The 23,961-nt window shown below is 38.3% G+C and carries 22 protein-coding genes; 4 read left to right on the top strand and 18 right to left on the bottom strand.

Annotated elements, in window-relative coordinates:
- Nucleotides 1-18: 18 nt before the first annotated feature.
- Both EHQ47_RS02800 and EHQ47_RS02795 read right to left on the bottom strand, forming a co-directional pair.
- Nucleotides 19-660, bottom strand: a complete 642-nt coding sequence (locus EHQ47_RS02800) for a RibD family protein (protein ID WP_135747681.1) — start codon at nucleotides 658-660, stop codon at nucleotides 19-21.
- Nucleotides 657-854, bottom strand: coding sequence for a (2Fe-2S)-binding protein (locus EHQ47_RS02795; RefSeq protein ID WP_265370187.1), 198 nt, complete (start codon nucleotides 852-854; stop codon nucleotides 657-659). The genes EHQ47_RS02800 and EHQ47_RS02795 overlap by 4 nt, the downstream gene beginning before the upstream one ends.
- A 108-nt stretch (nucleotides 855-962) precedes the next feature.
- Here EHQ47_RS02795 and EHQ47_RS02790 point away from each other — a divergent pair, with 108 nt between their 5' ends.
- Nucleotides 963-2,318, top strand: a complete 1,356-nt coding sequence (locus EHQ47_RS02790) for an MFS transporter (RefSeq protein ID WP_167483252.1) — start codon at nucleotides 963-965, stop codon at nucleotides 2,316-2,318.
- Nucleotides 2,315-2,542 carry a hypothetical protein gene (locus tag EHQ47_RS02785; protein ID WP_002971906.1) on the top strand — a complete coding sequence of 76 codons (228 nt, stop codon included), beginning with the start codon at nucleotides 2,315-2,317 and terminating at the stop codon, nucleotides 2,540-2,542. The genes EHQ47_RS02790 and EHQ47_RS02785 overlap by 4 nt, the downstream gene beginning before the upstream one ends.
- A 26-nt stretch (nucleotides 2,543-2,568) precedes the next feature.
- On the opposite strand, the gene EHQ47_RS02780 is transcribed toward EHQ47_RS02785, so the two are convergent.
- The 4 genes from EHQ47_RS02780 to EHQ47_RS02765 form a co-directional block, all read right to left on the bottom strand.
- The gene (locus tag EHQ47_RS02780; protein ID WP_135747683.1) at nucleotides 2,569-3,378 is read right to left on the bottom strand and encodes an LIC13212 family protein; all 810 of its coding nucleotides are present in this window, start codon (nucleotides 3,376-3,378) and stop codon (nucleotides 2,569-2,571) included.
- A 69-nt stretch (nucleotides 3,379-3,447) separates the two neighbouring features.
- Nucleotides 3,448-4,494, bottom strand: a complete 1,047-nt coding sequence (locus tag EHQ47_RS02775) for an alpha/beta hydrolase (protein ID WP_135776508.1) — start codon at nucleotides 4,492-4,494, stop codon at nucleotides 3,448-3,450.
- Nucleotides 4,494-5,999, bottom strand: a complete 1,506-nt coding sequence (locus tag EHQ47_RS02770) for a DUF2779 domain-containing protein (protein WP_135747685.1) — start codon at nucleotides 5,997-5,999, stop codon at nucleotides 4,494-4,496. The genes EHQ47_RS02775 and EHQ47_RS02770 overlap by 1 nt, the downstream gene beginning before the upstream one ends.
- A complete protein-coding gene (locus EHQ47_RS02765) occupies nucleotides 5,992-6,984 on the bottom strand; it encodes a helix-turn-helix transcriptional regulator (RefSeq protein ID WP_135747686.1) in 993 nt (330 codons plus the stop codon). Before EHQ47_RS02765 ends, EHQ47_RS02770 begins: the two co-directional genes overlap by 8 nt.
- A gap of 63 nt (nucleotides 6,985-7,047) precedes the next feature.
- Between EHQ47_RS02765 and EHQ47_RS02760 the strand changes: the two genes are divergently transcribed.
- Nucleotides 7,048-7,812 (top strand): LIC13411 family adhesin, encoded by a 765-nt coding sequence (locus EHQ47_RS02760; RefSeq protein WP_135747687.1) that lies wholly within the window; start codon nucleotides 7,048-7,050, stop codon nucleotides 7,810-7,812.
- A gap of 2 nt (nucleotides 7,813-7,814) precedes the next feature.
- Here the strand turns inward: EHQ47_RS02760 and EHQ47_RS02755 are convergent, their stop codons facing one another.
- From EHQ47_RS02755 to EHQ47_RS02730, 6 genes are all read right to left on the bottom strand, one after another.
- On the bottom strand, nucleotides 7,815-8,177 hold the full coding sequence (locus EHQ47_RS02755; RefSeq protein WP_135696914.1) for an LIC13410 family lipoprotein: 363 nt from the start codon (nucleotides 8,175-8,177) through the stop codon (nucleotides 7,815-7,817).
- Between the two features lie 34 nt (nucleotides 8,178-8,211).
- Entirely contained in the window at nucleotides 8,212-9,465 is a 1,254-nt protein-coding gene (locus EHQ47_RS02750; RefSeq protein WP_135776507.1) for an MFS transporter, read from the bottom strand.
- Between the two features lie 3 nt (nucleotides 9,466-9,468).
- Complete coding sequence (locus EHQ47_RS02745; protein ID WP_135696918.1) at nucleotides 9,469-10,149, bottom strand: biliverdin-producing heme oxygenase; 681 nt, start codon at nucleotides 10,147-10,149, stop codon at nucleotides 9,469-9,471.
- A 79-nt stretch (nucleotides 10,150-10,228) separates the two neighbouring features.
- A complete protein-coding gene (locus tag EHQ47_RS02740) occupies nucleotides 10,229-11,359 on the bottom strand; it encodes a hypothetical protein (RefSeq protein ID WP_135747689.1) in 1,131 nt (376 codons plus the stop codon).
- Nucleotides 11,356-12,132, bottom strand: coding sequence for a GNAT family N-acetyltransferase (locus EHQ47_RS02735; protein ID WP_135747690.1), 777 nt, complete (start codon nucleotides 12,130-12,132; stop codon nucleotides 11,356-11,358). Before EHQ47_RS02735 ends, EHQ47_RS02740 begins: the two co-directional genes overlap by 4 nt.
- 113 nt (nucleotides 12,133-12,245) lie before the next feature.
- Nucleotides 12,246-13,445, bottom strand: a complete 1,200-nt coding sequence (locus EHQ47_RS02730) for an acyltransferase family protein (protein ID WP_135747691.1) — start codon at nucleotides 13,443-13,445, stop codon at nucleotides 12,246-12,248.
- 128 nt (nucleotides 13,446-13,573) lie between these two features.
- On the opposite strand from EHQ47_RS02730, the gene EHQ47_RS02725 reads away from it, so the two are divergent.
- Entirely contained in the window at nucleotides 13,574-15,208 is a 1,635-nt protein-coding gene (locus EHQ47_RS02725; protein WP_135749904.1) for a hypothetical protein, read from the top strand.
- A 21-nt stretch (nucleotides 15,209-15,229) separates the two neighbouring features.
- Here the strand turns inward: EHQ47_RS02725 and EHQ47_RS02720 are convergent, their stop codons facing one another.
- From EHQ47_RS02720 to EHQ47_RS02695, 6 genes are all read right to left on the bottom strand, one after another.
- Entirely contained in the window at nucleotides 15,230-16,936 is a 1,707-nt protein-coding gene (locus EHQ47_RS02720; protein WP_135776506.1) for a hypothetical protein, read from the bottom strand.
- Entirely contained in the window at nucleotides 16,923-19,742 is a 2,820-nt protein-coding gene (polA, locus tag EHQ47_RS02715) for a DNA polymerase I (RefSeq protein ID WP_135776505.1), read from the bottom strand. The genes EHQ47_RS02720 and polA overlap by 14 nt, the downstream gene beginning before the upstream one ends.
- Nucleotides 19,739-20,845: a glycosyltransferase gene (locus tag EHQ47_RS02710; RefSeq protein WP_135776504.1), complete on the bottom strand. Its 1,107-nt coding sequence runs from the start codon at nucleotides 20,843-20,845 to the stop codon at nucleotides 19,739-19,741. The genes polA and EHQ47_RS02710 overlap by 4 nt, the downstream gene beginning before the upstream one ends.
- Nucleotide 20,846: 1 nt before the next feature.
- Entirely contained in the window at nucleotides 20,847-21,389 is a 543-nt protein-coding gene (locus EHQ47_RS02705) for an ATP-binding protein (RefSeq protein WP_135748394.1), read from the bottom strand.
- A 158-nt stretch (nucleotides 21,390-21,547) separates the two neighbouring features.
- Complete coding sequence (gltX, locus tag EHQ47_RS02700) at nucleotides 21,548-23,098, bottom strand: glutamate--tRNA ligase (protein WP_135748329.1); 1,551 nt, start codon at nucleotides 23,096-23,098, stop codon at nucleotides 21,548-21,550.
- A complete protein-coding gene (locus tag EHQ47_RS02695) occupies nucleotides 23,095-23,808 on the bottom strand; it encodes a hypothetical protein (protein ID WP_135748330.1) in 714 nt (237 codons plus the stop codon). The genes gltX and EHQ47_RS02695 overlap by 4 nt, the downstream gene beginning before the upstream one ends.
- Between the last annotated feature and the right edge of the window lie 153 nt (nucleotides 23,809-23,961).

The raw sequence follows: 23,961 nt of genomic DNA, 5'->3' as shown, positions 1-23,961 counted from the left end.
TCCTATTTTTAAAAAATTTTACGGTTTTTCGTACACAAGAAAGATTTCGTTTCCCTTGGCAAAATGGTCCTTTAGGGTCCAACGATTCTGATCGAATCCTGGAAGTTCCGCATTGCGGTCAGCAATCCCTGGTAGGCCAGTTTTTCCGATCACAAAAGGCACAATGGTCAGATAAATCCGGTCCACCAGGTCCGCTTCCAAAAAGGAAAAATTGAGTTTGGGCCCGCCTTCTAAGAGGACATTTTTATACCCTTTACGTTTGAGGATTCCTGTGACTTTTTTCGGATCAATGTCATCAGAATCCAGAGCGAAGATTTCCGCTTTGTTCTCAAGGCTTGTTTTGATTTCTTTTAGGTTGGATTTGGTACAAATGATTAAGGGGATATGGTCGGATTCTTCGAAGACATGTTTGTCGGGAGGGAGAGTCCCTTTGCGGACCAAAATGACTGGTCTTGGATTCAATGCGTTGGGAATTGCACGGATTTTAACAATGGGGTTGTCGTTTAATATAGAGTTTTTTCCTATCAGGATTGCATCGGACTGGGAACGGTAGACATCCATTTGGGTTTTGTCTTCACTGGATGTAAGACCATACCAACGACCATCCGGTCGAACGACCTTCCCGTCCAAGGTCATGGCCATATTGATCGATAATTTCATGAAATTTTCCTCCGTGAGAGATTCTGCAATTCGCGCTGGAGGATGTGGTACACTTGCATGGAGCAGGTGCCGCAGCCGGTAGAGGCCCTTGTGGTTTCTCTGATTTGTTCCATTGTCACGGCACCCGCATGGATGGCACGGACTAATTCATCTTCCGTCACCATTCGACATAAACAGACCCGTTTGGGCCTCATAAGGGAATTTAAATCGAAAGGATCCATTGAACTATTCATTTGACAGATTTAGGAAAGGGAGGGAAACTCTTTAATTACTTTCAACCAAGGAAAATTCTAACACCCTCTATGTCCCAAGACAAAAACCCGGAAGCCAAAAAGAAAAAAAACCGCGAAATTTTTGGATGGTGTATGTTCGATTTTGCGAACTCCTCCTACACCACAGTCATCATCAGTGTCGTTTATTGTGAGATTTTCACAAGACTCGTTGTCCCTGCCGACATGGGATCGGACAATCCGTACCGAATGGGAAATTCCCTTTGGGCTTGGGCCCTCGCTGCCTCGTATTTATTTGTGGTCGCCACTGGACCCATCTTTGGTGCTATCACGGACTATAGTTCTAAGAAAAAACTATTTCTTTTCCTAAGTTATATCGGTTGTGTCGTTGCGACCTTTGCTCTCTACTATGTGGAACCAGGGATGGTATGGCTCGGAATGGTGCTTGTTGCTTTTTCTAACTTTTTCTTTGCTTCCGGCGAAAACTTTGCCTCTAGCTTTTTACCCTTCCTTGGATCCAAAGAAGACTTGGGTAAAATCTCCGGATATGCATGGGGGATTGGATACTTCGGTGGGATTGGGTCTGTGGCTCTTGCGACCACTCTTGGCGATTATACCTTAGACAATTTTCAAAATTTAAAGTTAGTTGGTCCTTACACTGCAATTTTCTTTTTAATTGCTGCGATTCCTACTTTCTTATTTTTGAAAGAACCTCACTTACCACTTGGTGTTTCGCACCATGTAAATTATTTTAAGATAGGAAAAGATCGTGTGGTCCAAACCTTAAAGGATGCAAGCCACTTCAAAGATTTAATGGTGTATTTGGTTTCCTTGTTTTTTACGATGGCAGCCCTTGCGATTGTCATTTCTTTTGCCTTTATTTACGGATCACAAGAAATTCATATCGAAGCCGAACACAAACAAGCTATGTTTATTTTTATCCAAATTTTTGCTGCCGTGGGTGCGCTTGCCTTCGGGGTCATCCAAGATAGTATTGGTGCTAAAAAAACATTCAATCTAACTCTTGTTCTCTGGCTCGTGACTTGTGCTTTAATATATTTTGTACATGATCTCACAAACTTTGCAAATGCCAGTCTTGGTAAAACTTGGACTGTTCAGTGGGTTTTTGTTTTTATCTCTTCTCTTGCAGGAATGGGACTTGGTTCTACCCAATCAGCATCCAGAGCCCTTGTTGGGATCTTTAGTCCAGAATCCAAATCAGGGGAATTTTTTGGAATGTGGGGACTCTCTGGAAAAATTGCAGCAGCAGCAGGGCTTTTTCTTTTTGGATACATCCAAACACTAGTAACCCTTCGTAATGCCTTCCTTGTGGTGGCTTTCTTTTATTTTCTATCTCTACTCATCAATTTATTTGTGAATGAAGAAAGGGGAGTGGAAGCAGCTCAAGCGTTCCAAGAAAAAACATGATTGTAGAAGACGAGGACGATTTTGAATTACACCAGAGCCAAAGAAATTTGGCTTTGGCCACCATCGATGAACTAATGTTAACAAAGATGGATCTTTTGGATGCCGAAAAGAAGGTGCCTCGTTTTATTAACAATGCCCTGTCATATTTAAAGAGGAAGTATGTGACAGAAGAGCAGACGATTTCGCAGCTCCTCATCAGTCGAAGAGAAAAACAACAAACCTGAATTTTGGTTTGTTGTTTTATGATTTTTTAGTTCGTATTATAATCCAAAATTTTAGTAATCATTTGTTTTTGATCTAACTCAATATTACGTAGTTTGAATGCAGTTTGTTTTGCAATTTTTCGTAACATCTTTTTGTAAGATCTCATGATATGTTTTTGTTTGTCGTAAGGGAGTGGATCTTTTTCATCATTCAAAACCATAGCAATGTCTGGTTCTGCTGGTTGTACCGGATCATTTGGCCAAATGGTGTCGGATGTAAGAGATCTGTAGTATTCCAAACGGATATCAGAGTTTGTATCTAACTTCGCTTCCCCTTTTTCATCTTTTTCCGTACCTTCTGATTTTGGTGATGGATTTACAAGACGTCTCATTTCTTTTACGTGGATGGTTCCATCTGCATTTACGCGGCGAAATGTTAAAATGATTTTGTCCAAATCACTGAAATCTTCTTTCGGGTAGATGTAAGCAAGTCCATCATATAAAAAAACTGTCGGATAATCAATGTAAGACTGTCCTTGAGGAAGTTTGATTTCCAAATATGGTTTCCCATCTTTGTCTTTTTTATAAAGTTCTTTATGTTCTTCAGGTGTTTGCGCCAAGTACTGGGCTGCTGTTTTATCCACACCTAACTCTTGGAGTTTTTTGATTTTACGCAAATTTCCAATGATATCTGAGTGAAGGGTGTCGATTTCGTTATCACCAAACCCGTTTTTTCTTTGTAGATCGATTTGTTTTTGGGTCTCACGTTCCTTCAAGGTAGCAGAAGCCGGTTTTTCAGCAGAAAGGGCCGAAATCCCAAGTAAGAAAGCGAGAGCGATGGAGAATCGTAGAATCATGACGTACCTCAAGGAATTCTGTCTTTTATAGTATCGAATCCTGCCTTGTCGATTCTTGAATGGACTGGCTCAGATTTTTCTTGCAGAAAAAAATCGCACTAAGGACTGGAAGAGGTCCTGTTCGGCTTCCTTGGCTTTGGGAATGAGCCCTGTCAATTGGATGTATCCATGGACCAGGGAAGGGAAAAGCCTTTCCTCTACCTTAACTCCTGCGGATTGCAGGTGTCTGGCATAGGTTTCCCCTTCTTCCCGGAGAGGGTCGTAACCCGCAACCCCGATATAAGTGGGTGGAAGACCCTTTAATTCTTTTGGGTCGGCCAAAACCGGGGAATTATTGTGTAAAAGTCGATCTTTTGGATTGGGAAGGTAGTTTTGAATGAACCATCTCATGAGAGACCTTGTAAGGACATAACCTTCACCGAAGAGCTCATAGGTTTCAGATTCTTTTGTTGTATCAAGCATTGGGTACAAAAGGGCCTGGAAAACGGGAACAGGGATTTTGTCTTTTTTGGCACGGAGGCAAAGAGAAGTGGCAAGGAGTGCTCCTGCGCTATCTCCACAAACGGCAATGGCGTTTGGTGATCCTCCAAAAAGATAAGCAGTATTGCGAACATATTGGTAGGCAAGCCAGACATCATCATGAGCGGCCGGGTATGGGTGTTCCGGTGCCAAACGATAATCTACAGCAATCACAATACTTTTTGTGTAATGAGACATTCTTCGGCAAAAATTATCATGTGTTTCTAAATTGCCGATGGTGAGTCCACCACCGTGAAAGAAGAGTATGGTGGGAAGATTTCTTTTTTGTGGGTTGGCGTTGTAGACTCGGATGGGAATGAAAGAGGCACTAGGAGTAGGAATGAGTTTGTCTTCGATGTGAGCGATGGGAAATTCCGGCTCATCGAAGATCCGCATTTGATCGCGGTAGTGCCTACGTGCTTTTTCTGGACTCATTTGTTCCATTTTAGGTAGGAACTTCGCAATGTTACATGCTAAGGCACAACGCGGATCTAACTGGTTGGTTTCCGGTTGGTTATTTTTACGCGCCAAAGCAGATATCCAATGTTCTGGTAACGAAAAGACAAGTTGTGCGACTGATTTTTTGATACCTAACATTAAATAACCGATAATCTTTCTTGTAACATTCTATAGATTAAAAACAAACCATAACTATCAAGTTTGCAATAAGCTATCAAATCCTCCAGAACACGTTTTTTTTCTTCGGCTGTCACCTGCTTTTTTATCAATCTTAAATATTGGTAATTCGCATCTTGCCCCTCTCGAATGGAAAGGCCCCCGTGACTTTCTGTACTAAAACAAGGCAGTATTTCCTTTAAGGATGCTTTCCCATTTTGACCCGGATGGTAGATCCAGAGTTTTTTAAAAGGCATTGCAAGGTCGATAAACATCGATTTGACTCTTTCCCAGAATTCTAAAAACTCAGGATAAGCTTCTGCAGCCTCCTGAATGATGAGTTTTTCAAAAAAATCGTTAAACGAAAAGACGGTGATCCCTGGAGGTAAGTCTTTTTGCAATTGGGCCATTACAGGAACGCGGGGATCTGTTTCTAAATCTTTGTGTAAATAGGTTTTATGTATTAATGTATCGTTCTCTCTATCCCAAATATGCAAAGAATACAGATAAGGCACATGTTGAAAGGGTCTTGTTTGTGGATACAGAGGGAGATAAGGGTTGATTGATTCAAAATCTAAAAAAGCAACAGATTTTGTCACATTAGATAAATAGGTTTCGAAAGATTTTCGATCAAAGTAAATATCTCCCGTGATATGGGCTTGTTTTTGTATTTTTTGTATGGGAGTAAGTTCCGAATCGGGAACGGATTCGTACGATTCGTACCCTAAAGCAAACCATTGTTTTGCTAATTCGGAACTGTCGCGAAAATCAAAGATTTCTTTGGCGTTTTCTTTTCCTTTTGCACAATGTATGGGAGACAAACAAGTTTTGAGTGATCGACAACTGGGTTTGGAATCTAAAAACGAATACAGTACAGTTTGTCCTTTTGTTCGTTCCAATTCTTCTTGAAACTGGTTCCATTCGTCTGCTCTTGTTCCGAGTTCTGATTCCATCCTTGGAGTTATGTCTTCTATGAGTAAGTAATCTTCCGGTTGGATGGGGCCACCTGGATAAATGTATTTGGTTTGGATGCGAATCAGTTTGTATCCCAAAATGTTTAAAGACATTCCCTCGGCCACTTGTTTGTGGAAATACAAAGACCGCATGATATCTTGTTTGATCGAACCAATGGGACGGAAATCCCAAAGAATCCAGCCCTCTCGTTCGTTGTCGTATTCTAAATATTCAACAGTGGATACAAATTCCTTAAATCGAAGGTGAGCATGGAAAATTGATTTTTTTTCCAAAATAAGTTTTTCAGTTTTTTGGAAACTTTCTTCTTTTTCTAGTGTTTTATCGATAGAAGTTGCATCGCTAAACTGGTCTCTACATAGTTTTAAAAAATCACCCCATTCCAAATAACCGCCGTAAGATGCAGAGGAAGGTTTTGGAACAATTCCATCTTTTACCAAATGGAAAGCATTGTTGCATCTTAAGTATTGTAAATACTGAGATTTGGTGATGGGAGTCGATTTTTGATCAAACAAACTGATACAAATCTTCCCAATGTTTTGTGTAAGATTGGAAGGTTTTTTTCCAATCTTCTGAAGTAACAACAAGAGCTTCTGGAGAAAGGACAAAAAATTGGAACAAAGCATTTTGATTTGTGGTCCTGACTCGGTATTCGTTTTCTACTTTTTCAAAACTTGCCCCTTCTAAAAACAACTTCCAACGATCTTCATATTCAGGATGAATTTGTATGGGAATTTCTATTTCTGGGTGTTTGGAAAGTAACAAAGGATGAAAATTTAAATCTTCCTTTGTGATTTTAAGATTGGATTGGAATTCTTCTTTGGATTCCTTTTTGACTGTGATTTTGGGAAGAATGAATCTTCGTAACGATTTTTTTCCACGATCATAGGCAAGTAAGTAGAAGTCGGTGGTATTTTTTCGAACGAGCCTGTACGGTTCTATGGTTCTTTCTTTTTCCTCAAAACCGTATTGGATGGTGAGCGCTCTTTTATCTTTGATTGCTTGTAAGATTTTTTCTGTATGTGATGAGTCTGGTGTATCATCTAATTCAATATTTTCTTTTGGTTGTTTTGCAAATTTAGGGATGAGATCCAAATGATGGGAAAACAACTTTTGAGAAAGGCTAATCCCTTCTTGACTAGGTTCTGTTGCAAACAAAACCCTGGAAAGATATTCTAACTCTTCTTTGGTGAACTTTAGTGTGCGGTCAATGGATTCTTTTTCTAAATAATAAGGAAAATAGTCTTCTGATTGGTAACCAAATTGGGCCACTTTGATATTGAATCCAAGGGACTTTAGTTGGTTTAAATCTCTGTATAGTTTTTTACGGTCTGATTCAATGTCCTCGTTTTTGTAGAACCGAGGCATAATATTACGAAATTTTTGGAAACTGATTCCTTTGGGTTCACGGAGTAGATTGAAGAGCAAAGCGAAGAGACGAACTTCCGTCTCATTCATTTTTTTCACTTCGATCATTGGAAAGTCTTCAAAAGAAGTCATATCTTCCCAAATTGTTTGTTTTTTTGATTCCGAAAAGTAGAAAATGAAAAAAACTGGAAAAGAATGCGAACTATAGGACTCCTCATTAGCCTCTCTTTTTTTCTACAATGTGCCACATATTGGAAAAATCGTAAAAATGATTTCCAAGACATTGTAACCGTTGGTGCGGAAACACCCATGTATGGAGCTGCAGTGAAAGTAGGACCTTTACCCATTGGATTTGTTTTTCAAGGTGGAGAATCCGAGATGGGGAAAAAAGATTTGGGTCGCGGAGTAGGACTTCGGGGCGGGCAATTTGGCACTTACCATTCTCAACAGCTCGTCTTTGGTATATTAGGTGGTGAAAGTTTTCATTCTGGATTACCTCTTTTGGATGCCAAAGGGAATTGGCTTGTGGATAAAAAAGGAATCCCTCTCACGAGCGACGAACGTGCCAATGTAAAAAGTTATAAAATGCGTTATTACTCTTATATTTATGATCCTGTCAAAGATCGTAAGAGAAGAAAAAAGGAACATTTCCGTCGAGAGCTCACAAACGACTTGGTTTCTGCTACTGGACAAAAAGAATTTTTAGTTTATCTTCCAGCAGAAGACTTAAAACCATTTGGATATCCACCTGGATATTCATGGAATGTCGAGGTCACTGCTGGTGTTTATGGTGGGGCTAGACTTGGATTTAATGTTGCGGAAGCTTTTGATTTTTTATTGGGATTTACCACCATCGATTTGTTAGATGATGATGTGGAAGGAAAAGTCAAACCAAGTTTCCCTGGTTTTCCTTTCCCCGCTCCAACCGAAACAGAAACTGATTCCGAATCGGTAGAATGATTTTATAGTTTAAAGTCTTTTGCAGTAATTTTGTTTTTAGCATCAAATGTGAGCTTCAAAAACTTTTCTACTGTATCTGGTTTTTCTTTTAGAGTGTAATACTGTTCTGGGACATCACGGTCTTCTGCAAAATACCATACCATCACTGTTCCACTTGGATCAGATGATTTTTCGGTAGATTTGCCAAGGACAGCTTCTGTTTTTACTAGACCATCCCCCACTTTGATCATATCAATTTCTAATTTGCGAAGTGCTGTGTGTGGATGAACTTTAGTGCTTCCTGCTTGTACTTTGTTTCCCGACGAACAGGAAACTAAAAACAAAACAGACGCGAGTGTGCTGAGTATCAAAAGTTTTTTGATCATAAACCCTTACCTTAAGATGGACTAAGGAAAGATTCTACAGGATAGGATCAGGGTTGGCAAGTGATATCTTTTCTCTTTCCTCATCGATTCGGTTCATTTTTCCCAAAATCTTTTTGAAAAATGGAATGGTTAAAAACACAAGTCCAATCTCCAAAAATCCAAAAAAGAAAGAAAGCGCAGAAAAACTATAAGCCGGAGGTAGAATTGATTCAAAGACCAGTTGCATTTGTACAGAAACAACAGGACCTAACATAAATCCAAGAGAACCCACGCCAGTGAAGGCAGACATGGTAGTGGCAGTAAGTCCAGGTTTTGACATTTTACTTGCAAGCATCATGGAAGGCACAAACATCACACCGGCTCCAACCCCGCAGATCAGTAAAAATGTAAAAAGATACCAATACTCATTGGTGGTTCCTGAAAGACCTAAAAAAATTCCGTAAATCGTAGATCCTACAAGTACAAGTGGCAAAACGCCTGTTTTGCGAGAGAGGAGAGCTGATGGATAAGAAAGTAAACTCATTGGAAAAAGAACAAGTCCTAAAAAAACACCTAGCATTCCGGGATGGAAAGCAAGTGTTTCCCTTAGGTGGATATTAAAAGATGAAATGATAAAACCAACAGTAAAACGATCGATAAAGTTGAATAAAAACGGAACAAATAAAAACGGATTTTCGAAAATGGCAACTTTCAAGTCACTCAGTTTAAAATCTTTTGCTTTATGAATCCCTTTGTCTTTTAGCATAAGCAAACTAAATAAACCAACAAAGATTAAAATTCCTGAACCAACGTAAAATGGCAAAAGAGGATTTTTCCTTCCGAGAATCCCGAGTGGCATTCCAAAGGCACCACCTAGGGATAAAAACATTCCCGTGATGCCCATAAGAATTCCTTTCCCATAATAACGTTTGTTCTCTGGGTCATTTTCACGATCCGCAGCAGAACTTAGGAGAAGTCCAATGATAAAAATATGAGCGGCACCTTCTAGGAATCTTAAAAACAGAAAGAGTCCCATGTCAGTCACGATGGTGAGTAAGTAAAATAGTCCAGCATCTAAAAAACAGAAAAAACTAATAAAGTATTTTCTGTTTTTGAAACGATCTGAGATGATTCCCGCAACCGGTGCAAAAAGAAAGGAACCGAGCATGGGAATACTTGTAAAATAAGCAACTTCCCAATTGGATCCAAGCATCCGATCCTTTACAACATCCTTGACTACCGGTACAATCATTGTGACCGGTAACATGGATAAAAAAACTAAAGTAACTAATGTATACGGGAATCCCAAAAATTAACCTGCTGGTAAAAGAGTTTGGTAACGATCCATCCCAATATTTTCTTTTAGATCGGAGTCGAGTTCAATAAACAAAAATTTATTCAAATCAAAAGTCGCATTTGCTTCTGCTAATAGTTCTGCTTTTTGTGAATCGTTCAATGGAAGAGTATCCAAGTTTTGACGATAGATACCTTTGAATGCCATAAGGTCTTCGATTTCAGGAAATTCATAAAAAGCAGTTCCTTCATTTCCTTCTAGTTCAAAAGTTTTTGCTACTACTTTTTTGATCGACTGACCACCAGAAAGATCTCCCAAGTAACGGACGTAAGCTTGTGCCACGAGAAGTTCTGGTTTGGTTTTTGCCGTATTTTTGATATGGTCAATGTAGTTTTGTGTGGCTTTGGAAATGGAACCACGAAGTTTGGTTCCGAATTTTTTTTGAAAACTAACAATGTCTTCTTTCAAAGAATTTTCACGAAAAAGAGCCGGAAAGTAAAGTTTCGCAAGGATAGGGTTATCTTTGTTTTGGCGGTAGAGTTCTTCCATCACTGCATAAACAGCATGAAGGCTTTCCAATTGGTAAGTATACGTTTGGGCGTCGAGTCCGCCTCTAAAAATGGCCCGAATGTAAGGAACCTTTTCGGTTTCTTGGTGTTTATCGGCAGTACCTTCTCGTAACATCATTGCTATGGACATAATGGCTCCTGGTTGTCTATGTGAGAATCAATCTCATATATGACACTACCCTGACAATTGCGGGGAATGTCAAAGAAAATTATAGGGAATCTTCCTGGACGGGTGTTTTCCAAAATTCTAGAGGGGTATTGGCCCTTTGTTCGGGGTAGAGGAAGTAGGAGAGAAAGAAAACCAAAATGGAAACAAGGATTCCTATGGTGGCAAGAACCACGTCCTTTCCCACTTTTCGGAAGGTGTCTAGGTAAGGAAGGTCTTTGTAAGTGATGACATTCAAAATGATTTCCCGGCCAGCAAGGAGGCCAAGGAAAGCCCAGGTGGTGGACATGGGAACGTTACTGATATATTGGAAAAAAAATAACAAACTTCCATACACCAAATCAACAATGGTTGCAGCTTTTGCCCATTGGATGTCTGATTTTTCAGAAACCACTCTTTGGATGGTTCCACCATTGGTGCGGATGATGATGAGTAAGGCAGCGATGAGAATGAATGCTGCTGTTAAGAATTCGATAATTCCCAACTGACGAGGTAAAAATACGGCAATGTTGGCTGTGTCTTGTAATAACCATGCCACCCAAAGATACATGGTAGAAAGCCATTGTAACCTCGACCATCTCCTTTCGGAAACAGGGTCAGGGGTGTGGACTTCATGGTATTCGTGAGGGTCTACTTTGACAAGGATGGCCCAAACGACGATGGCCACAAGAAAAGCGAGCCCATATCCGAAAAAGGATTTGGTTAACATTTGGTCGATACTTTTGCCACCAAACAAACCTAAGACGAGAAATGTGGTGGAAACGGGAGCTCGGAGCCTTGTTATGACGACAAGTAAAACAGGTGCTAAAAGTTGGAGGAGGTTGAAGTCTCTTGTTTCAGGGATAGAATCTAATCTGTGGAAATGGATTTCACCGCCATGTAAAAACCAAGCGATCAAATGAACCAAAAATAAAAGACCACCAAAAACGAAAATCTTTTGGAGCCAGTGAACTGATTTTTTACTCTCGATAAAGGTTCCGATGGTTTGGACTGCATCGTTTCCGGCCACAGAGAACGATGCAATCGCAAAAGAAAACCATCCGAGATAATACCGAGGAAGGCCCAGGAAATAACCGGCACAGATTGTAAGAACCAAAAAAAGGGTAAAAACGAAAAATCGAATTTGGTCCTGTTTGGTTGGGTGCTGGTAATCTATTTCCTGGTTAAGACTCATGCATTCATATAGTGTTTCGCATATCTCTCCGTGATTTCCTTGCGGTCGAAAAGAATAAACACATCTGTAGTACCAAAAACAGAATCCAGTGCAGGAATTCCACAGATTTTAGCACCCACCCGGAGGTATCCTTTCAAAAGTGGAGGGATATTTTTGGAGATCGATTTTGGATCTTCTACTTGAAAATCGGCATCAAACCCAGGGAGAACAAAGTCAGGGTTTGGATATACCCGAAATTCTTCCGGAGCAATGGCGTCTTTTGCTTTCAAAAATCCATAAGATTGTGAAGCAACTCCCGCATCAGTAGAATGGATGGATCCACAACCCATCAGGTAACGAACATTATGTTTGTTCATAAACTCAGCAAGACCTTGCCAAAGTAAAGAGATTACAGATCCATCGCGGTAGTCAGGGTGAACACAAGAACGTCCTACTTCCGCGATCTCATCTGGAAGGTTATAAATAGAAGTAATATCAAATTCGTTTTCACTGTAAAAACCAATTCCGTTTTTTGCATTTTGGCGTGTTAAAATTCGGTAAGTTCCTACAATTTTTTTGTCATCTGTTGATTTATCGATAACGATTAAGTGGTGGCAGTACAAATCGTACTCATCACGGTCTTTTCTTGTTGCAGAAGATTGTGGCAGACCTTCTCCCATTTCTAGGTTGAACACTTCATAACGTAATGCAAGTGCTCTTTCAATTTCTAGTTGGTTTTCAGCCAAACGAACCTCTAGGATTCGTTCTGTTTTGTTAATTGTATTTGGTTTCATCGGATTTTATCCTCTTGTTTATCTGAGGATAAAGTAAAATGAATCCGTTACGGCAATGTGACAATAAGGTGAAAAACGGGTTTTGTTTCTGAAGGTAGAATGTTACGTTTCGATTACGACGTTTTATGTTTATCTTTTATCATGATAAAAGGATATTCAATGAGGCGATACAACACCACACCTACTGAAATACTAAGCAGAGCATATCCAATAAAGTAAATCAGGTAGAATACTGAGTTTTCAAGGTAATCTGGTTTTGTTAGTTTTAAATTCCCTAGAACAGATAGGACTGTCATGTGCCAGAGATATATAGTAAAACTAATTCTTGCTAAAAAAGTCATGGTGCTTTTGTATATTGAGCGAATTGGCGTATTATAAGAAAAATCGTTCATATTTAGACAAGCGATTACAAGTGAGCCAAATCCTAAGTTTATCAAATTATTTTTAAAAGTAACAGCCATAAAAGAGTCATCTTTTCGAATCAAATGACTCAACACAATGAGTAGGATGAATATCGAGAAAGTGATGGAACTTTTAAGAAATTTTGATTTTAGAATTTCCGGTTTATATTGGCTCCAATATGCAATGATGATCCCAACAATGAATGCATCATAACGAGTTTCTGTTGAATAATACATTTTCTCAAATTTGTTTGTTACATCATCGGAATAAAAGTAGAAAAGGCGAAACAATAGGGCAATCACGTAAAGTGAACCCAGAAACGTCATTGTATGTTTAGGATATTTAAACAGAACAAATGTCATAAAAAATGGGATACAAAAGTAGAACTGCTCTTCCACAGATAATGACCAAGTGTGAACATGCAGATTTTTTATATAATTCCCAACAAATACAAAGTCCGCCCATGAAGCACGGAACATTGACTTCAGGTCAATGTAGGCACTTAAAATATTTAAGTCGGTAATCCCTTTTTTTTCGATAGCATTTTCAATTAGTAGGATTTGTAAAAAAGTTAGGAGGGCAATAGTAGAAATAAAGAAATAGTAACCTGGAAATATACGGAGAACACGGTTCCTGAAAAATCTCTTAAAGCTCATATCTTTTCCATTTTTATGTGCCCTAAAAAGTTGTTCAGAAATCAAGAAACCACTTAACACAAAAAAAGCATCCAAAGCAGAGGAAAAATTTGAGAAAAAAAGGAAGAGTTGTGGGTTAACAATGATAGCGTCTTTTGCTATTGTATGGGTAAAGTGTACCATAAGCACTACAATTATCCCAATCCCTCGAATCGTATGGAGGCTCAAAATTTCACGAGGATGCGGATTCGTTAGGTGATGGAAGTACTTTTTCATTGTTTTTGACAATCACTTCCTGGATGATTTCACGTGTCAAGTCTATAGATTTGGAAAATTGTAATTTAATAATGTATAATTGATTTACATCTGTTAGGTTTTTTAAAGAGTAGTTTTTGAGTTAGTTTATGGAAAAATTTTTGCGGATCATTCTAAAATTTGCAGTTTTAATTGTGATCGCATTTTGTTTTCAAAAATTGATTGCATTTACTAATACAAATCAGGCTCGAATTTTATTCGAAAATCTTTCCTTTTTGTCTGCCGACCCGCCGTTAGTTGGGCCTTGGCTTTACCGTGATATTTACTATCAGTTAGGTTGTTTTTTCTTTTTCACATCCTTCGGTTTTTTATACCTTTTTGTTTTGCCTCATTCCTTCCTTTTGCATGATACTAGGATAAAAAACCTAATGCTTATTATTTGGATGATAACTATTTTGTTAACCATTAAGTTAAAACCAGATACATACTCTCCATTTAAAAAATATCTTGTGATTTCTTTTAGTACTGCAATCTACTTTGTGGTGATATTTCGTAACCATTTGATCCAGGATTTTTATCGATGGATGGTCTCTCGCATAGGCCTGACTATTTTTGCAATAGTAATAATCAGTACTACCCAAAGGTTTGTTGCTTTGTATTTTGATCCTTTTTTTCTTGCAGAAGGTGATGATCCTAAAACATATTTTTCCGCAGCAAAAGCCCTTTTGGAGGGAAAGGATTTTTTGCAAGGTTCATTTAGTAAGGGAATGACCGTATTTCTTTATTATTGTTTTCTAATGTTTGGTGAGGGGCAGGTTGTTCCTAAAATTCTGATGATTTTAGTAGGGACAGTTGGTCTGTATTGTTTGCTAAGTTTTGTTTTGGATTACACAAAAAACAATACGATAGTTGCTTTGGTTGGTCTGTTTTATTTATTTTCAAGTCATTATGTTTCTTTTTCCAATCAGTTTTGGAATGAAAATTTATTTCATCCGTTTTTTTCAATATATTTGTTTCTGTTTTATCGACTGAAATTGGTAACAAATGGTTATTTAAAAGTATTGTTTGGTTTCAGTATTCTGCTTGTTGTTTTTGTTTTAACTGAACTCAGGTCTTGGTTTCCCGTTGTTTTTATTTTAACGGTTTTCATATATTTTATTATCAATAGAAGGCTTATTTCCAATGCGGTCATTCCTATTACTACTTTGCTTTTGTTTTTTGTAATCAATGTGGCATTTAAAGAAAAAGTAGATAGACCTTCGCCACTTTTTGCTAGTAATAACATGGAATTTAATTTTTTAGTGGGTAACAATCCTTATGCGCAGGGAACTTATTCTCGCCATTGGTTTACTTATTCTAAAGAAATTAATTTGAGTCAAAACAAACACGAAATATTTAGAAATGTCTTAATTACGAATTTAAAAAATCCTGATATTTTGATTCAGAATCTATGGAAAAAAACAATTCTTTGGTTTTGGGGGGCCGGAGGTCCTCGGCCAATTTCTATTTATTATCAAAATCCATTGTCATTGTCTCAGACAGTATACCGTTGTTTTTTAACCATATTTCTTTTTATTGGTATCTATCGCTCTCTTATCGGGAAGGATTTTTTGATCTGTTCTATGTATCTATTGATTTTTTCCGTTCATTTGATCTTTTTTGCGGATTATCGATTTACTCTCACGGCAATGCCTTTGCAGGCAATTCTTGTTTCTTATGGCGGTTTTTATTTTTGGAACACTAAATGGTTTCAAAATTATTTTCTAATTCAACAAAAAGTTTAAAACAATTAAAGAAAACTGGAGTTACTGAGATGCGTCGAAACAAAGTTGATGCACTTTAGGTCTGGAGTTGATTGTTTTGAAAGGATTGTAAGAAACGATTGGATCTTTGAGTGTTGCTTTGGCGTAAATAGCTAGGTAACCGTTGAAAGAACAAACACTTGTTTTTTTATCATTCAGTGAAAAGTTTGGATGGTACTTCTGATTAAAAATCAAAGTTTCTCCTTTTGGTAAGGCATCAAACTCATATCGATCCGGTTTCCATAATTTAGGTTTGAATTCTTTTTTTGTAGAAAGAAGATAAACTTCACCTTTGTAATCTTTGTCAGAGGTTGTTTTGTTTGTAAAATAGAAGGTTAAGTTTTCATAAATATCATTGGTTGATAAATTGGAAAGGATGGCAGGTAACATCCGTGAGTCGGAGCCATAATCAGGAACTGTGGGAACTGTAATCGGATAGGTATTTGGATTTTTGATACTTATGTTAGGCAATGGAAGTACAAAAATCTCCGATAGAATTTTTGTGTTCATTCGTTTTGTATCTTGGGTATGGAAGAAAAAACAAAGGATGATGAAAATTCCTAAATATTTTTGAAATCGAAATGGGACCAAAGTCGAAAGATTTTGAAATCCTACCGCCAAACACCATACATATAAAAAAACAACACTTAGACTCCAACGAGGATACACTCGTTCCCAGGAATAAATGGGTAAAAGTTCTAAAAGGTTTGCTGGTGCGTAAGCAGAAACTTTTCCCATCATCATCCAAATCACCAGCCCAAGAAGAAGAACCACGGGCAACATCCTTTTCTTTGTGAAGAATAAGAGGGGAAAAAGATAAAGTGGGAATTGTCCAAGATAATTTCCATACTCCCAATACCGGTATTGCATTTGGGAAAGAGAGTTTGCAAGCAGTGGGTGTTGGGATGGACCAAAAAAAATAAGATAAATATCGTTTAAGGAAAGTGGAAACTGGTCTGCAACAAAGTGTCTACCGACTGAATGAATGAATTGGTAAACCGGAACCCACTTGAAAGCGAGAAAAACAAAAACAAAGACGGATAGTTTTGTAAAATTTAGAATCCTTTTTTTTGGTGAATCGGAAAAACAAATTTCTCTGATCACTAAAAAAAATAGAAGAAATAGTGACTGGGTGAGTGGGTAGATGCTACCTTCAGATAACAATATATAGGTGATAAATGTAATGGATATCCCAATATCCCAATTTTTTTTTTGGATGAAATACAAAGTATAAAAAATAAGGGCCGGTAAAAATAAAGCAGGAATTTGGTTTAAGTGACCCGCATAGAATTTTTGAAATACGAATCCGGAAAATTGGAAAAGGAATACAAATAGTAACGATGGTAAGTTGGAAGACTTTGTATAGAGCCGAAAAGAATGAAAGTTAAGTATTCCAGAAAGGACAAAATAAATGAGAAAACTTATTTTTAATGCAATGAGGGTCGGCAAAAAAAGAACAAGTAGGTGGGTTAGGCTTCCTATCTTACTTGTTGGGTTTTCCCAAACGGGAAACCCAGCTCCGTAGTATGGATTCCATAAGGGAATGGTTCCAAATTCTAAAAAAGATTTTCTTAAAAATTCAACATGGAAACTATACATGTCCCAATCGAAACGACCATAGAGGTTGTTTGTTTCGAATAGGACTTTTGTATCCCAGAGATAGAATGTGAAAAAAAGGAGAAGTAAGGCAAATGGCCTAATGTGCTTCATCCCAGTTACCGCCAAACTTCCCTTGGGCGACAATGGGAACTTTTAGTTTCATTGCAGATTCCATTTCATCCTTTGCCATTTGGTAGAATTCTTTTTTTTCTTTTGGATCTACCTCGAAGACAAGTTCATCATGAACTTGTAGTAGGAGTTTGGAGCGATAACCATTCTTTTTGATTTTGTTATGAATCTGGATCATTGCTAACTTAATCATATCAGCAGATGTACCTTGGATGGGAGAGTTGATGGCCACACGTTTGGCTGTTTCACTTGCCATTTTGTGTTTGGAGTGAATGTCTGGGAGATAACGTCTGCGACCAAGAAGTGTTTCGACATACCCATGTTCTTTACAAAACTCTACAATCTCTTCCATATAAGTTTGGACGCCTTTATACGTAGCAAAGTATTTTTCTATAAACTCTTTTGCTTCTTTGCGACTGATCCTTAAGTTATTGGAAAGACCAAAGGATGTAACTCCGTAGATGACAGAAAAGTTAACGACTTTTGCTTTATTTCGCATATCGGGTGTTACTTTGTCTTCTGGAACTCCGAAGATCCCTGCTGCAGTTCTTTTGTGGATATCAACTCCTGATTGATAAGCATCCATCATTTGTGGATCATTGGCAAAGTGGGCCATGATGCGAAGTTCGATTTGGCTATAGTCAAGAGATAAAATTTCATATCCTTTTTTAGCGATAAAACCCTTTCTAAGCAATCTCCCTTCTTCATCTTTGATGGGGATGTTTTGTAAGTTTGGATTTGTAGAAGATAACCTTCCTGTCGCAGCAATGGTTTGGTTATAACTTGTATGGATACGTCCCGTTTTGGGATTGATGAGTGTAGGCAATGTATCTGTATAAGTGGATTTTAATTTTGAAAATTTTCGGATTTCCAATAATTCATCAATGATGGGATGGGTTCCTTGTAAAGATTCTAAAACGGAATGGTCGGTGGAATATCCAGTTTGTGTTTTTTTCTCTGCGGGGAGGCGTAAATCTTCGAATAAAACGGTTTGTAACTCTTTCGTCGAATTGATATTAAATGCTCTTCCCGCATAGAAGTGAATGTTCTTTTCATGTTCTTTGATTTTTGTTTCGAAGGATTTGGAGAGAGATTCGAAATATCCCTTTTCCACACTGATTCCTTCAAATTCCATATCAGCCAAAGTGAGAAGCACTGGCATCTCAATCTCATAAAAAAGTTTTTTGTGAATTCCTTCCTCCATTTTAGGAGAAAGTACATTGTGAAGTTGAAAAGTGATGTCGGCATCTTCACAAGCATACTCGGATACTCGTTCAGGATCAATATCGTATAAGTTTTGTTTTTTCTTTCCTGTGCCAACTAACTCATCATAAGTGATGGTTTTATAATTCAAGTAGTCAACGGCCATATCATCCATATTATGGCGTCGTTCCCCTGGATTTAAAAGATAAGAAGCAAGCATGGTATCAAAATGAATTCCAGAAAGTTCAACACCATAATTGCGAAGTACTAATAAATCATATTTGATGTTTTGTCCCACTTTTTTCCATTTGGGATCGGTAAACATTGGTTTTAAAACTGCGAGTCCTTCTTCGGGTGTTGGGAGTAGGTGGCTATAAATGGACTCAGGATGTGAGAATGCGATATAATAACCAACGCCAGGTTCCTGGGAAAAGGATACACCGAGTAACTCCGCAAGCATTGGATCTTGTGAAGTGGTTTCTGTATCCACAGAAATTGGTTTTTTCTGATCGAGTTTTGCGACAATTTTTTTTAATTCATCCAAGGTTTGGATTCGTTTGTAGTTCTTTTTTGTTACCGCCGAACCTTTGTTTGGTTTATTTTCACTCTCAGTACCTGCTATCTCTTTTGATGCTTTTTTGCCTTTTTTGGCCGGTTCTGATTCTGAAACTTTTTCTTTGGAGTCCCCATCGCTTACAATCTGAATTCCTGCTTGTTTGGCAAGATCGCGGTGGAGGACATTATATCCTTCATCTTTAAAATATTGAACCTTGGCTGGTTCATGGTAGTTCGGAAGTTTGAGATCATTCTTTTTGATATCGAGTTTGAGGTTGGTAACAATGGTTGCTAGTTTTCGCGATAAAAATGCGTTCTCTTTGTCGGCTGCTAACTTATCAATGAGTGATTTGTTTTTTACCTGATCTAATTTTTTATAAATGGTTTCTAGGTTTCCAAATTCTTGGATGAGTTTGGCGGCACCTTTTTCTCCCACACCTTTGACACCAGGAATATTATCAGAAGCATCTCCGAGTAGTCCCATATAATCAGGAACTTGTTCTTTGGTAATTCCGATATTGGTTTCTACCCATTTGGGATCGATCTTTTCAAATTCAGAAACACCGCGTTTCCCACGTAACATGTGTATGTTTTTATCAAGGACTTGGTATAAATCTTTATCACTGGAAAGAATGACTATTTCATCAAAATCTTTTCCAAATTTTTTGCATAAAGAACCGATGATATCGTCAGCTTCAATCCCATCCATTTTGTACATAGGGAATTCCAACGCTTTTAACATTTCATAGATTGTATGGATTTGAGGTTTTAGATCCTCTGGCATTGGTTTTCTATGTGCTTTATAATCCTCATACAAATCGTTTCTTTCGAGTCTTGTACCGGGATCAAAGGTAAAGGCAATATGGGTTACTTTTTCATCTTGGAGGAGTTTGAATAACATCCTCCAAAAACCAAAAACAGCACCGCTAGGAAGTCCTGTTTTGGAATTGGTAAGGTTTGAAGCTGCAAAAGCAAAATAGGCTCGGAATGCCAAAGCATGGCCATCAATGATAAGAAGTCTTCCGCTCATGTTCCTTCTCCGTACAAAGTATCTCCTAAAAAGGAATAATAGATGAGTTTTGTTTTTTCAACTGTTTTGGTAACGGAAAAACGTTTTACAGAAGTTTTGTTGAAAACACCGAACTTGGTTCGCAAATCTTCGGATCCAACGAGTTTGTCCAAACCTTGGGCAATACTTTCCGAATCTCCCACCGAACAAACGTAAGCGCCTTCATTATGATCCAACATCTCACCAATCCCACCGCCATTTGTGGCAACAATAGGAAGAGCCGATGCCATTGCATCCAAAACAGAAGTTCCTAGGCCTTCTTCTTTGGAGGTGAGTGTAAAAATATCAAATAAAGAAAGAAGAGCAGGGATATCTTTTCTGTATCCAGTAAAAATGACTTTATCCTTAATTCCCAATTGTTCTGCTTGTGTTTTTAATTTATTTTCTAGTTTCCCATCACCGACGATCATTAGGCGAAAGTCTACTGTTGTTCTCATTTTTGAGATCGCGTTGAGTAAAGTTTCTTGGTCTTTGTGATCGACAAGGGCTGCTACGTTTCCAATCACAATACATTTTTTAGGAATATGAAATTCTTCTCTTAAGTATTCGTGTGGTGCCGATTTTGAAAAACGTTTTAAATCAATCCCCGAATACACTGTAATGATTCTTTCTGGAGCAATTTTACTTGAAATCATTACTTCTTTGATTTTTTGAGAAACTGGCAGATAATAATCGTTAGCCGTATGTTGGTATTTCCATCTAGAGAAAAAACTAGATTTTGGTTTAAAATCTACTCTTCTCGAAACAATCAAAGGAATGTTTAGGTGGTTTCGTTTGGCAAGTAATCCAAGAGTGTGGGCGTGAGCCGTATGAGTATGAATGAGTTTTACATTTTTGGAAATACAAAGAGATCGAATATTCTTATATGCTTTTCTATCCCACTCTCCACGCATTTCAATTGGGACAAATTCATAACCGTTTTCTTTGCATTTTGTTTCTAAAGGAGAACCTGGTTGGCCGACAACGATTTGTGGGATTTTGAAATTAGTTAGTCCTTGGACCAAATAAAAAAGCTGCTGTTCTCCGCCGCGCCACTCGCGGGAAGTATTGATATGAAGGATCAAATTATAAGTGTTTGGAACGGTCGTATTCGAGAGCGATGATGGAACCCATAACTTTGAATCCCGCCGGTGCTTCGTCTACCATTCCTTCTCCGTGAAACATTACTTTAACGGAGTCCATCATGGCATTGATAATTTTCAATCCTTTTCCCATGTTCTTATGTTTTTGGCCGAAACCATTATAAGGAAGGGTATCCGGTTTTTTACTTTGGTGATTTTTGATATGATCAAGGAAGGTACTAAAACATTGTGATTGGTTGGATCTCAGAAGTTCTTTGTCTGTATCGGGAACGGAACCTTCCCCGGAAAGTCCTGACCCATAATCCAAAATATAAAGTGTAAATTTGGAAGAATCAATCCTCCAGCGACAGATGATGGTTTCGTCACAGTGACAGGTAACATTGGCAGAGACTGCATTGGTCAGGGCCTCATCAGCTGCGAGCTCAATGTTCATGATATGTTCAGCACTAAACCCATTGTCTTCTAGGGTTCGTCTGAGATCCTTTCTGAAATGTTTGACAGATGACATGTCGGGAGGCAAAAACATAGCATAGGACCCAGGCGAGGGGCATAACAAATACGGTAAAACTTCGGATGGTGCTGTCAACTGCCGCTTTCTCCCCCTCTCTTACTCATATTACACGAACAAGAGGGAGAAAAAAAGTCAAAAATCCCTTAAAAGCAAACAGTAGGGGAAAAAATTTCCTAAATCGAGAGTCGTAGTGCCTCGGCAAGCTGTTCCATCCGTTTGACAAGCTTCTCTTGGCCAAGAAGGCTAAAGAGGATGGGTAGTTCTAATCCGTGGGATTTCCCCGTTGTGATGGCCCGAATGGGCATAAAAAGAGTCCTTCCTTTTTCCCCCGTGGTTTCTCCTGCCTTTGCCATCGCTTCTTTGTATTCATCTGGAGTGGTGAGTGGTTTGGCTTTGACCGTTTGGTAAAAAGCAGAAACTACGGCTTTTCCGTTTCCTTCCAAAATCAGTTGTTTGGCTTCTTCGTTTTCAAATTGGAGATTTTCTAAAAAGAATTCTTCGATGTAGGGTGGGGCTTGGATGAGGCGATCCAAATACACACGTACAGAATCTAAAATGGAGAGGAGTTGTGGATTGGTTCCTATTTTGTATTCTTCTGGAATTTGGCAGTCTTTAAGAAAGGGTTCGAGTTCCTTGCCTAAAGTTTCAATTTTTACATCACGAATGTATTTATTCGACATCCAATTGAGTTTTGATTTTGGGTTTAGATATTCTGCAAGACCTAGAAGTGATAATTTATTGAAATCAACAGTTTCCTTTTCTTCTTCTTTTAATTTTTTGAATACATCAAAGGTAGCAGGAGATTTGGAGCAACGTTCCACATCAAAGACAGAACAAAGCTCTTCATCGCTCATATATTCTTTTCCATCAGGAGAAGTCCAACCAAGGAGTGCCATGTAGTTACGCATGGTATCACTCGAGTAACCTAAGTCACGGAAAGCAAGAACGGATGTGGCACCTGCCCGTTTGGAAAGTTTTTTTCCATCGGTTCCCACAATTTCGCTGGCATGAGCAAATCTCGGAAGGGGAAATCCAAAAGCCTCAAAAATTAAAATTTGACGAGGAGTGTTGGAAAGATGTCCCACTCCACGAATCACATGTGTGATTTTCATCAGTGCATCATCAATCACCACAGCATAGTTATACGAAGGAAATCCATCGGATTTTACGATAATAAAGTCACCAATGAGTTTGGATTCAAACTTTACTTTGCCTTGGATCATATCATCGACAATGACAATTTTATGTGGAGTTTTAAACCTTACAGTGAATGGGATTTTTTTCTCCATTTGGGATTGGATTTCTGCATCTGTAAGATCTGAACATTTTCCATCATAGATGTATGGAATTCCCATCGCATCGGCTTGTTTTTTTTTGCCTTCGAGTTCTTCTGCAGAACAAAAACAACGATAGGCTTTTTTTTCAGAGATTAGTTTGTCTGTGTATTCTTTATAAATATGAATTCTTTCGGACTGAGTGTACGGGCCATTGGGACCTCCCACACCTGGACCTTCGTCCCATTCCATTCCCAGCCACTTTAAAGATTCCAAAATGATTTTGAAAGAGGCTTCTGTCGAACGGTCTTGGTCTGTGTCTTCAATGCGTAGTAAAAATTTTCCTTTTTTTGCTTTCGCATACAAATAATTGAATAAAGCAGTCCTTGCTCCTCCTACGTGGAGAAATCCAGATGGGGATGGGGCAAAACGAGTGCGAACTTCTGTCATTTCATTTCCTCTTTGAGTAAAAAGTCTCCGATCCGCTTATAACCAAATGGTTCTTTTGTTTTAGAACCCAGTCCATTGGTGTACGGCGGAACAAAGAAAATTTGTGTATTATTTTCTTTATAGATAAGTTTAAAGAATAGTTTATCGGTTTCTGTTTCGTTTAGTTCATAACGAAGTTGTAAATAATCATAATGATGGGAAACATGTTCCGATTTGATGGTTCCAGTTTCTTGTTTGGTGAATACTGTGGAGTTGGGAAACAATTCCATACTTCCTAAACTATGCGACCAACGACTATCACCGCCCAATTCAGAACGAACTCCTTCTTCAATGAGTTGGCCCGTGTCCCCACCTAATTCAAATATATCGAACTCCTCGATGGGAGTTTTTGTTTCTAAGGAATTGGATTTGTTTTCCAAAAGAGAAGTGATTGTGGCACCCTTTGTTTCTGAAATGTAAGAGCTGGTATAAGAAAAGAAAATTCGATTTTCGGATTCTTCTTTTCTAAATTTTCCTACTTTCCGGTTCCAAACTATTTTATAAGCTTCAAATGGTACATTTCCAAATTCGGATTTAACTTTTGATAAAAAATTGTTTTCGTAAGCAAAGAAACTGAGCTCAATTTTCTCCGCATATCCCATCGTTTTTCCTGGTTCCCATTCAATGAATCGGAAGTGAGAAGAACCTTCCCGAAAGAAAGATAGGTTCATTTTTCTGGGTGATTTGATGTACAAAACGGAAGCGGGAATTTCTGAAATTGGCTCTCTCGTGAAGAGTGATTTCAGGTTCTGGCAGTTCGATCCAGAAAAAAATATCAAGGTACATAAAAGCCAATAGAATCGGGAGTATACTTGAGTTTCTGG

The organism is Leptospira bourretii, assembly GCF_004770145.1.
GTDB classification, from domain to species: domain Bacteria; phylum Spirochaetota; class Leptospiria; order Leptospirales; family Leptospiraceae; genus Leptospira_A; species Leptospira_A bourretii.
Note: the sequence above shows the minus strand (reverse complement) of the source record. Positions and strands in the feature narration are given on the sequence as shown.

What these genes read in the sequence shown, in the direction of transcription:
- EHQ47_RS02785 (WP_002971906.1), top strand. Translation starts at nt 2,315, where the DNA reads ATGATTGTAGAAGACGAGGACGATTTTGAATTACACCAGAGCCAAAGA.
- EHQ47_RS02755 (WP_135696914.1), bottom strand. Translation starts at nt 8,177, where the DNA reads ATGATCAAAAAACTTTTGATACTCAGCACACTCGCGTCTGTTTTGTTT.
- EHQ47_RS02705 (WP_135748394.1), bottom strand. Translation starts at nt 21,389, where the DNA reads ATGTTTTTGCCTCCCGACATGTCATCTGTCAAACATTTCAGAAAGGAT.
- EHQ47_RS02795 (WP_265370187.1), bottom strand. Translation starts at nt 854, where the DNA reads ATGAGGCCCAAACGGGTCTGTTTATGTCGAATGGTGACGGAAGATGAA.
- EHQ47_RS02765 (WP_135747686.1), bottom strand. Translation starts at nt 6,984, where the DNA reads ATGACTTCTTTTGAAGACTTTCCAATGATCGAAGTGAAAAAAATGAAT.
- EHQ47_RS02695 (WP_135748330.1), bottom strand. Translation starts at nt 23,808, where the DNA reads ATGAACCTATCTTTCTTTCGGGAAGGTTCTTCTCACTTCCGATTCATT.
- gltX (WP_135748329.1), bottom strand. Translation starts at nt 23,098, where the DNA reads ATGACAGAAGTTCGCACTCGTTTTGCCCCATCCCCATCTGGATTTCTC.
- EHQ47_RS02800 (WP_135747681.1), bottom strand. Translation starts at nt 660, where the DNA reads ATGAAATTATCGATCAATATGGCCATGACCTTGGACGGGAAGGTCGTT.
- EHQ47_RS02780 (WP_135747683.1), bottom strand. Translation starts at nt 3,378, where the DNA reads ATGATTCTACGATTCTCCATCGCTCTCGCTTTCTTACTTGGGATTTCG.
- EHQ47_RS02740 (WP_135747689.1), bottom strand. Translation starts at nt 11,359, where the DNA reads ATGAGTCTTAACCAGGAAATAGATTACCAGCACCCAACCAAACAGGAC.
- EHQ47_RS02760 (WP_135747687.1), top strand. Translation starts at nt 7,048, where the DNA reads ATGCGAACTATAGGACTCCTCATTAGCCTCTCTTTTTTTCTACAATGT.
- EHQ47_RS02790 (WP_167483252.1), top strand. Translation starts at nt 963, where the DNA reads ATGTCCCAAGACAAAAACCCGGAAGCCAAAAAGAAAAAAAACCGCGAA.
- EHQ47_RS02745 (WP_135696918.1), bottom strand. Translation starts at nt 10,149, where the DNA reads ATGTCCATAGCAATGATGTTACGAGAAGGTACTGCCGATAAACACCAA.
- EHQ47_RS02775 (WP_135776508.1), bottom strand. Translation starts at nt 4,494, where the DNA reads ATGTTAGGTATCAAAAAATCAGTCGCACAACTTGTCTTTTCGTTACCA.
- EHQ47_RS02720 (WP_135776506.1), bottom strand. Translation starts at nt 16,936, where the DNA reads ATGAAGCACATTAGGCCATTTGCCTTACTTCTCCTTTTTTTCACATTC.
- EHQ47_RS02735 (WP_135747690.1), bottom strand. Translation starts at nt 12,132, where the DNA reads ATGAAACCAAATACAATTAACAAAACAGAACGAATCCTAGAGGTTCGT.
- EHQ47_RS02730 (WP_135747691.1), bottom strand. Translation starts at nt 13,445, where the DNA reads ATGAAAAAGTACTTCCATCACCTAACGAATCCGCATCCTCGTGAAATT.
- polA (WP_135776505.1), bottom strand. Translation starts at nt 19,742, where the DNA reads ATGAGCGGAAGACTTCTTATCATTGATGGCCATGCTTTGGCATTCCGA.
- EHQ47_RS02725 (WP_135749904.1), top strand. Translation starts at nt 13,574, where the DNA reads ATGGAAAAATTTTTGCGGATCATTCTAAAATTTGCAGTTTTAATTGTG.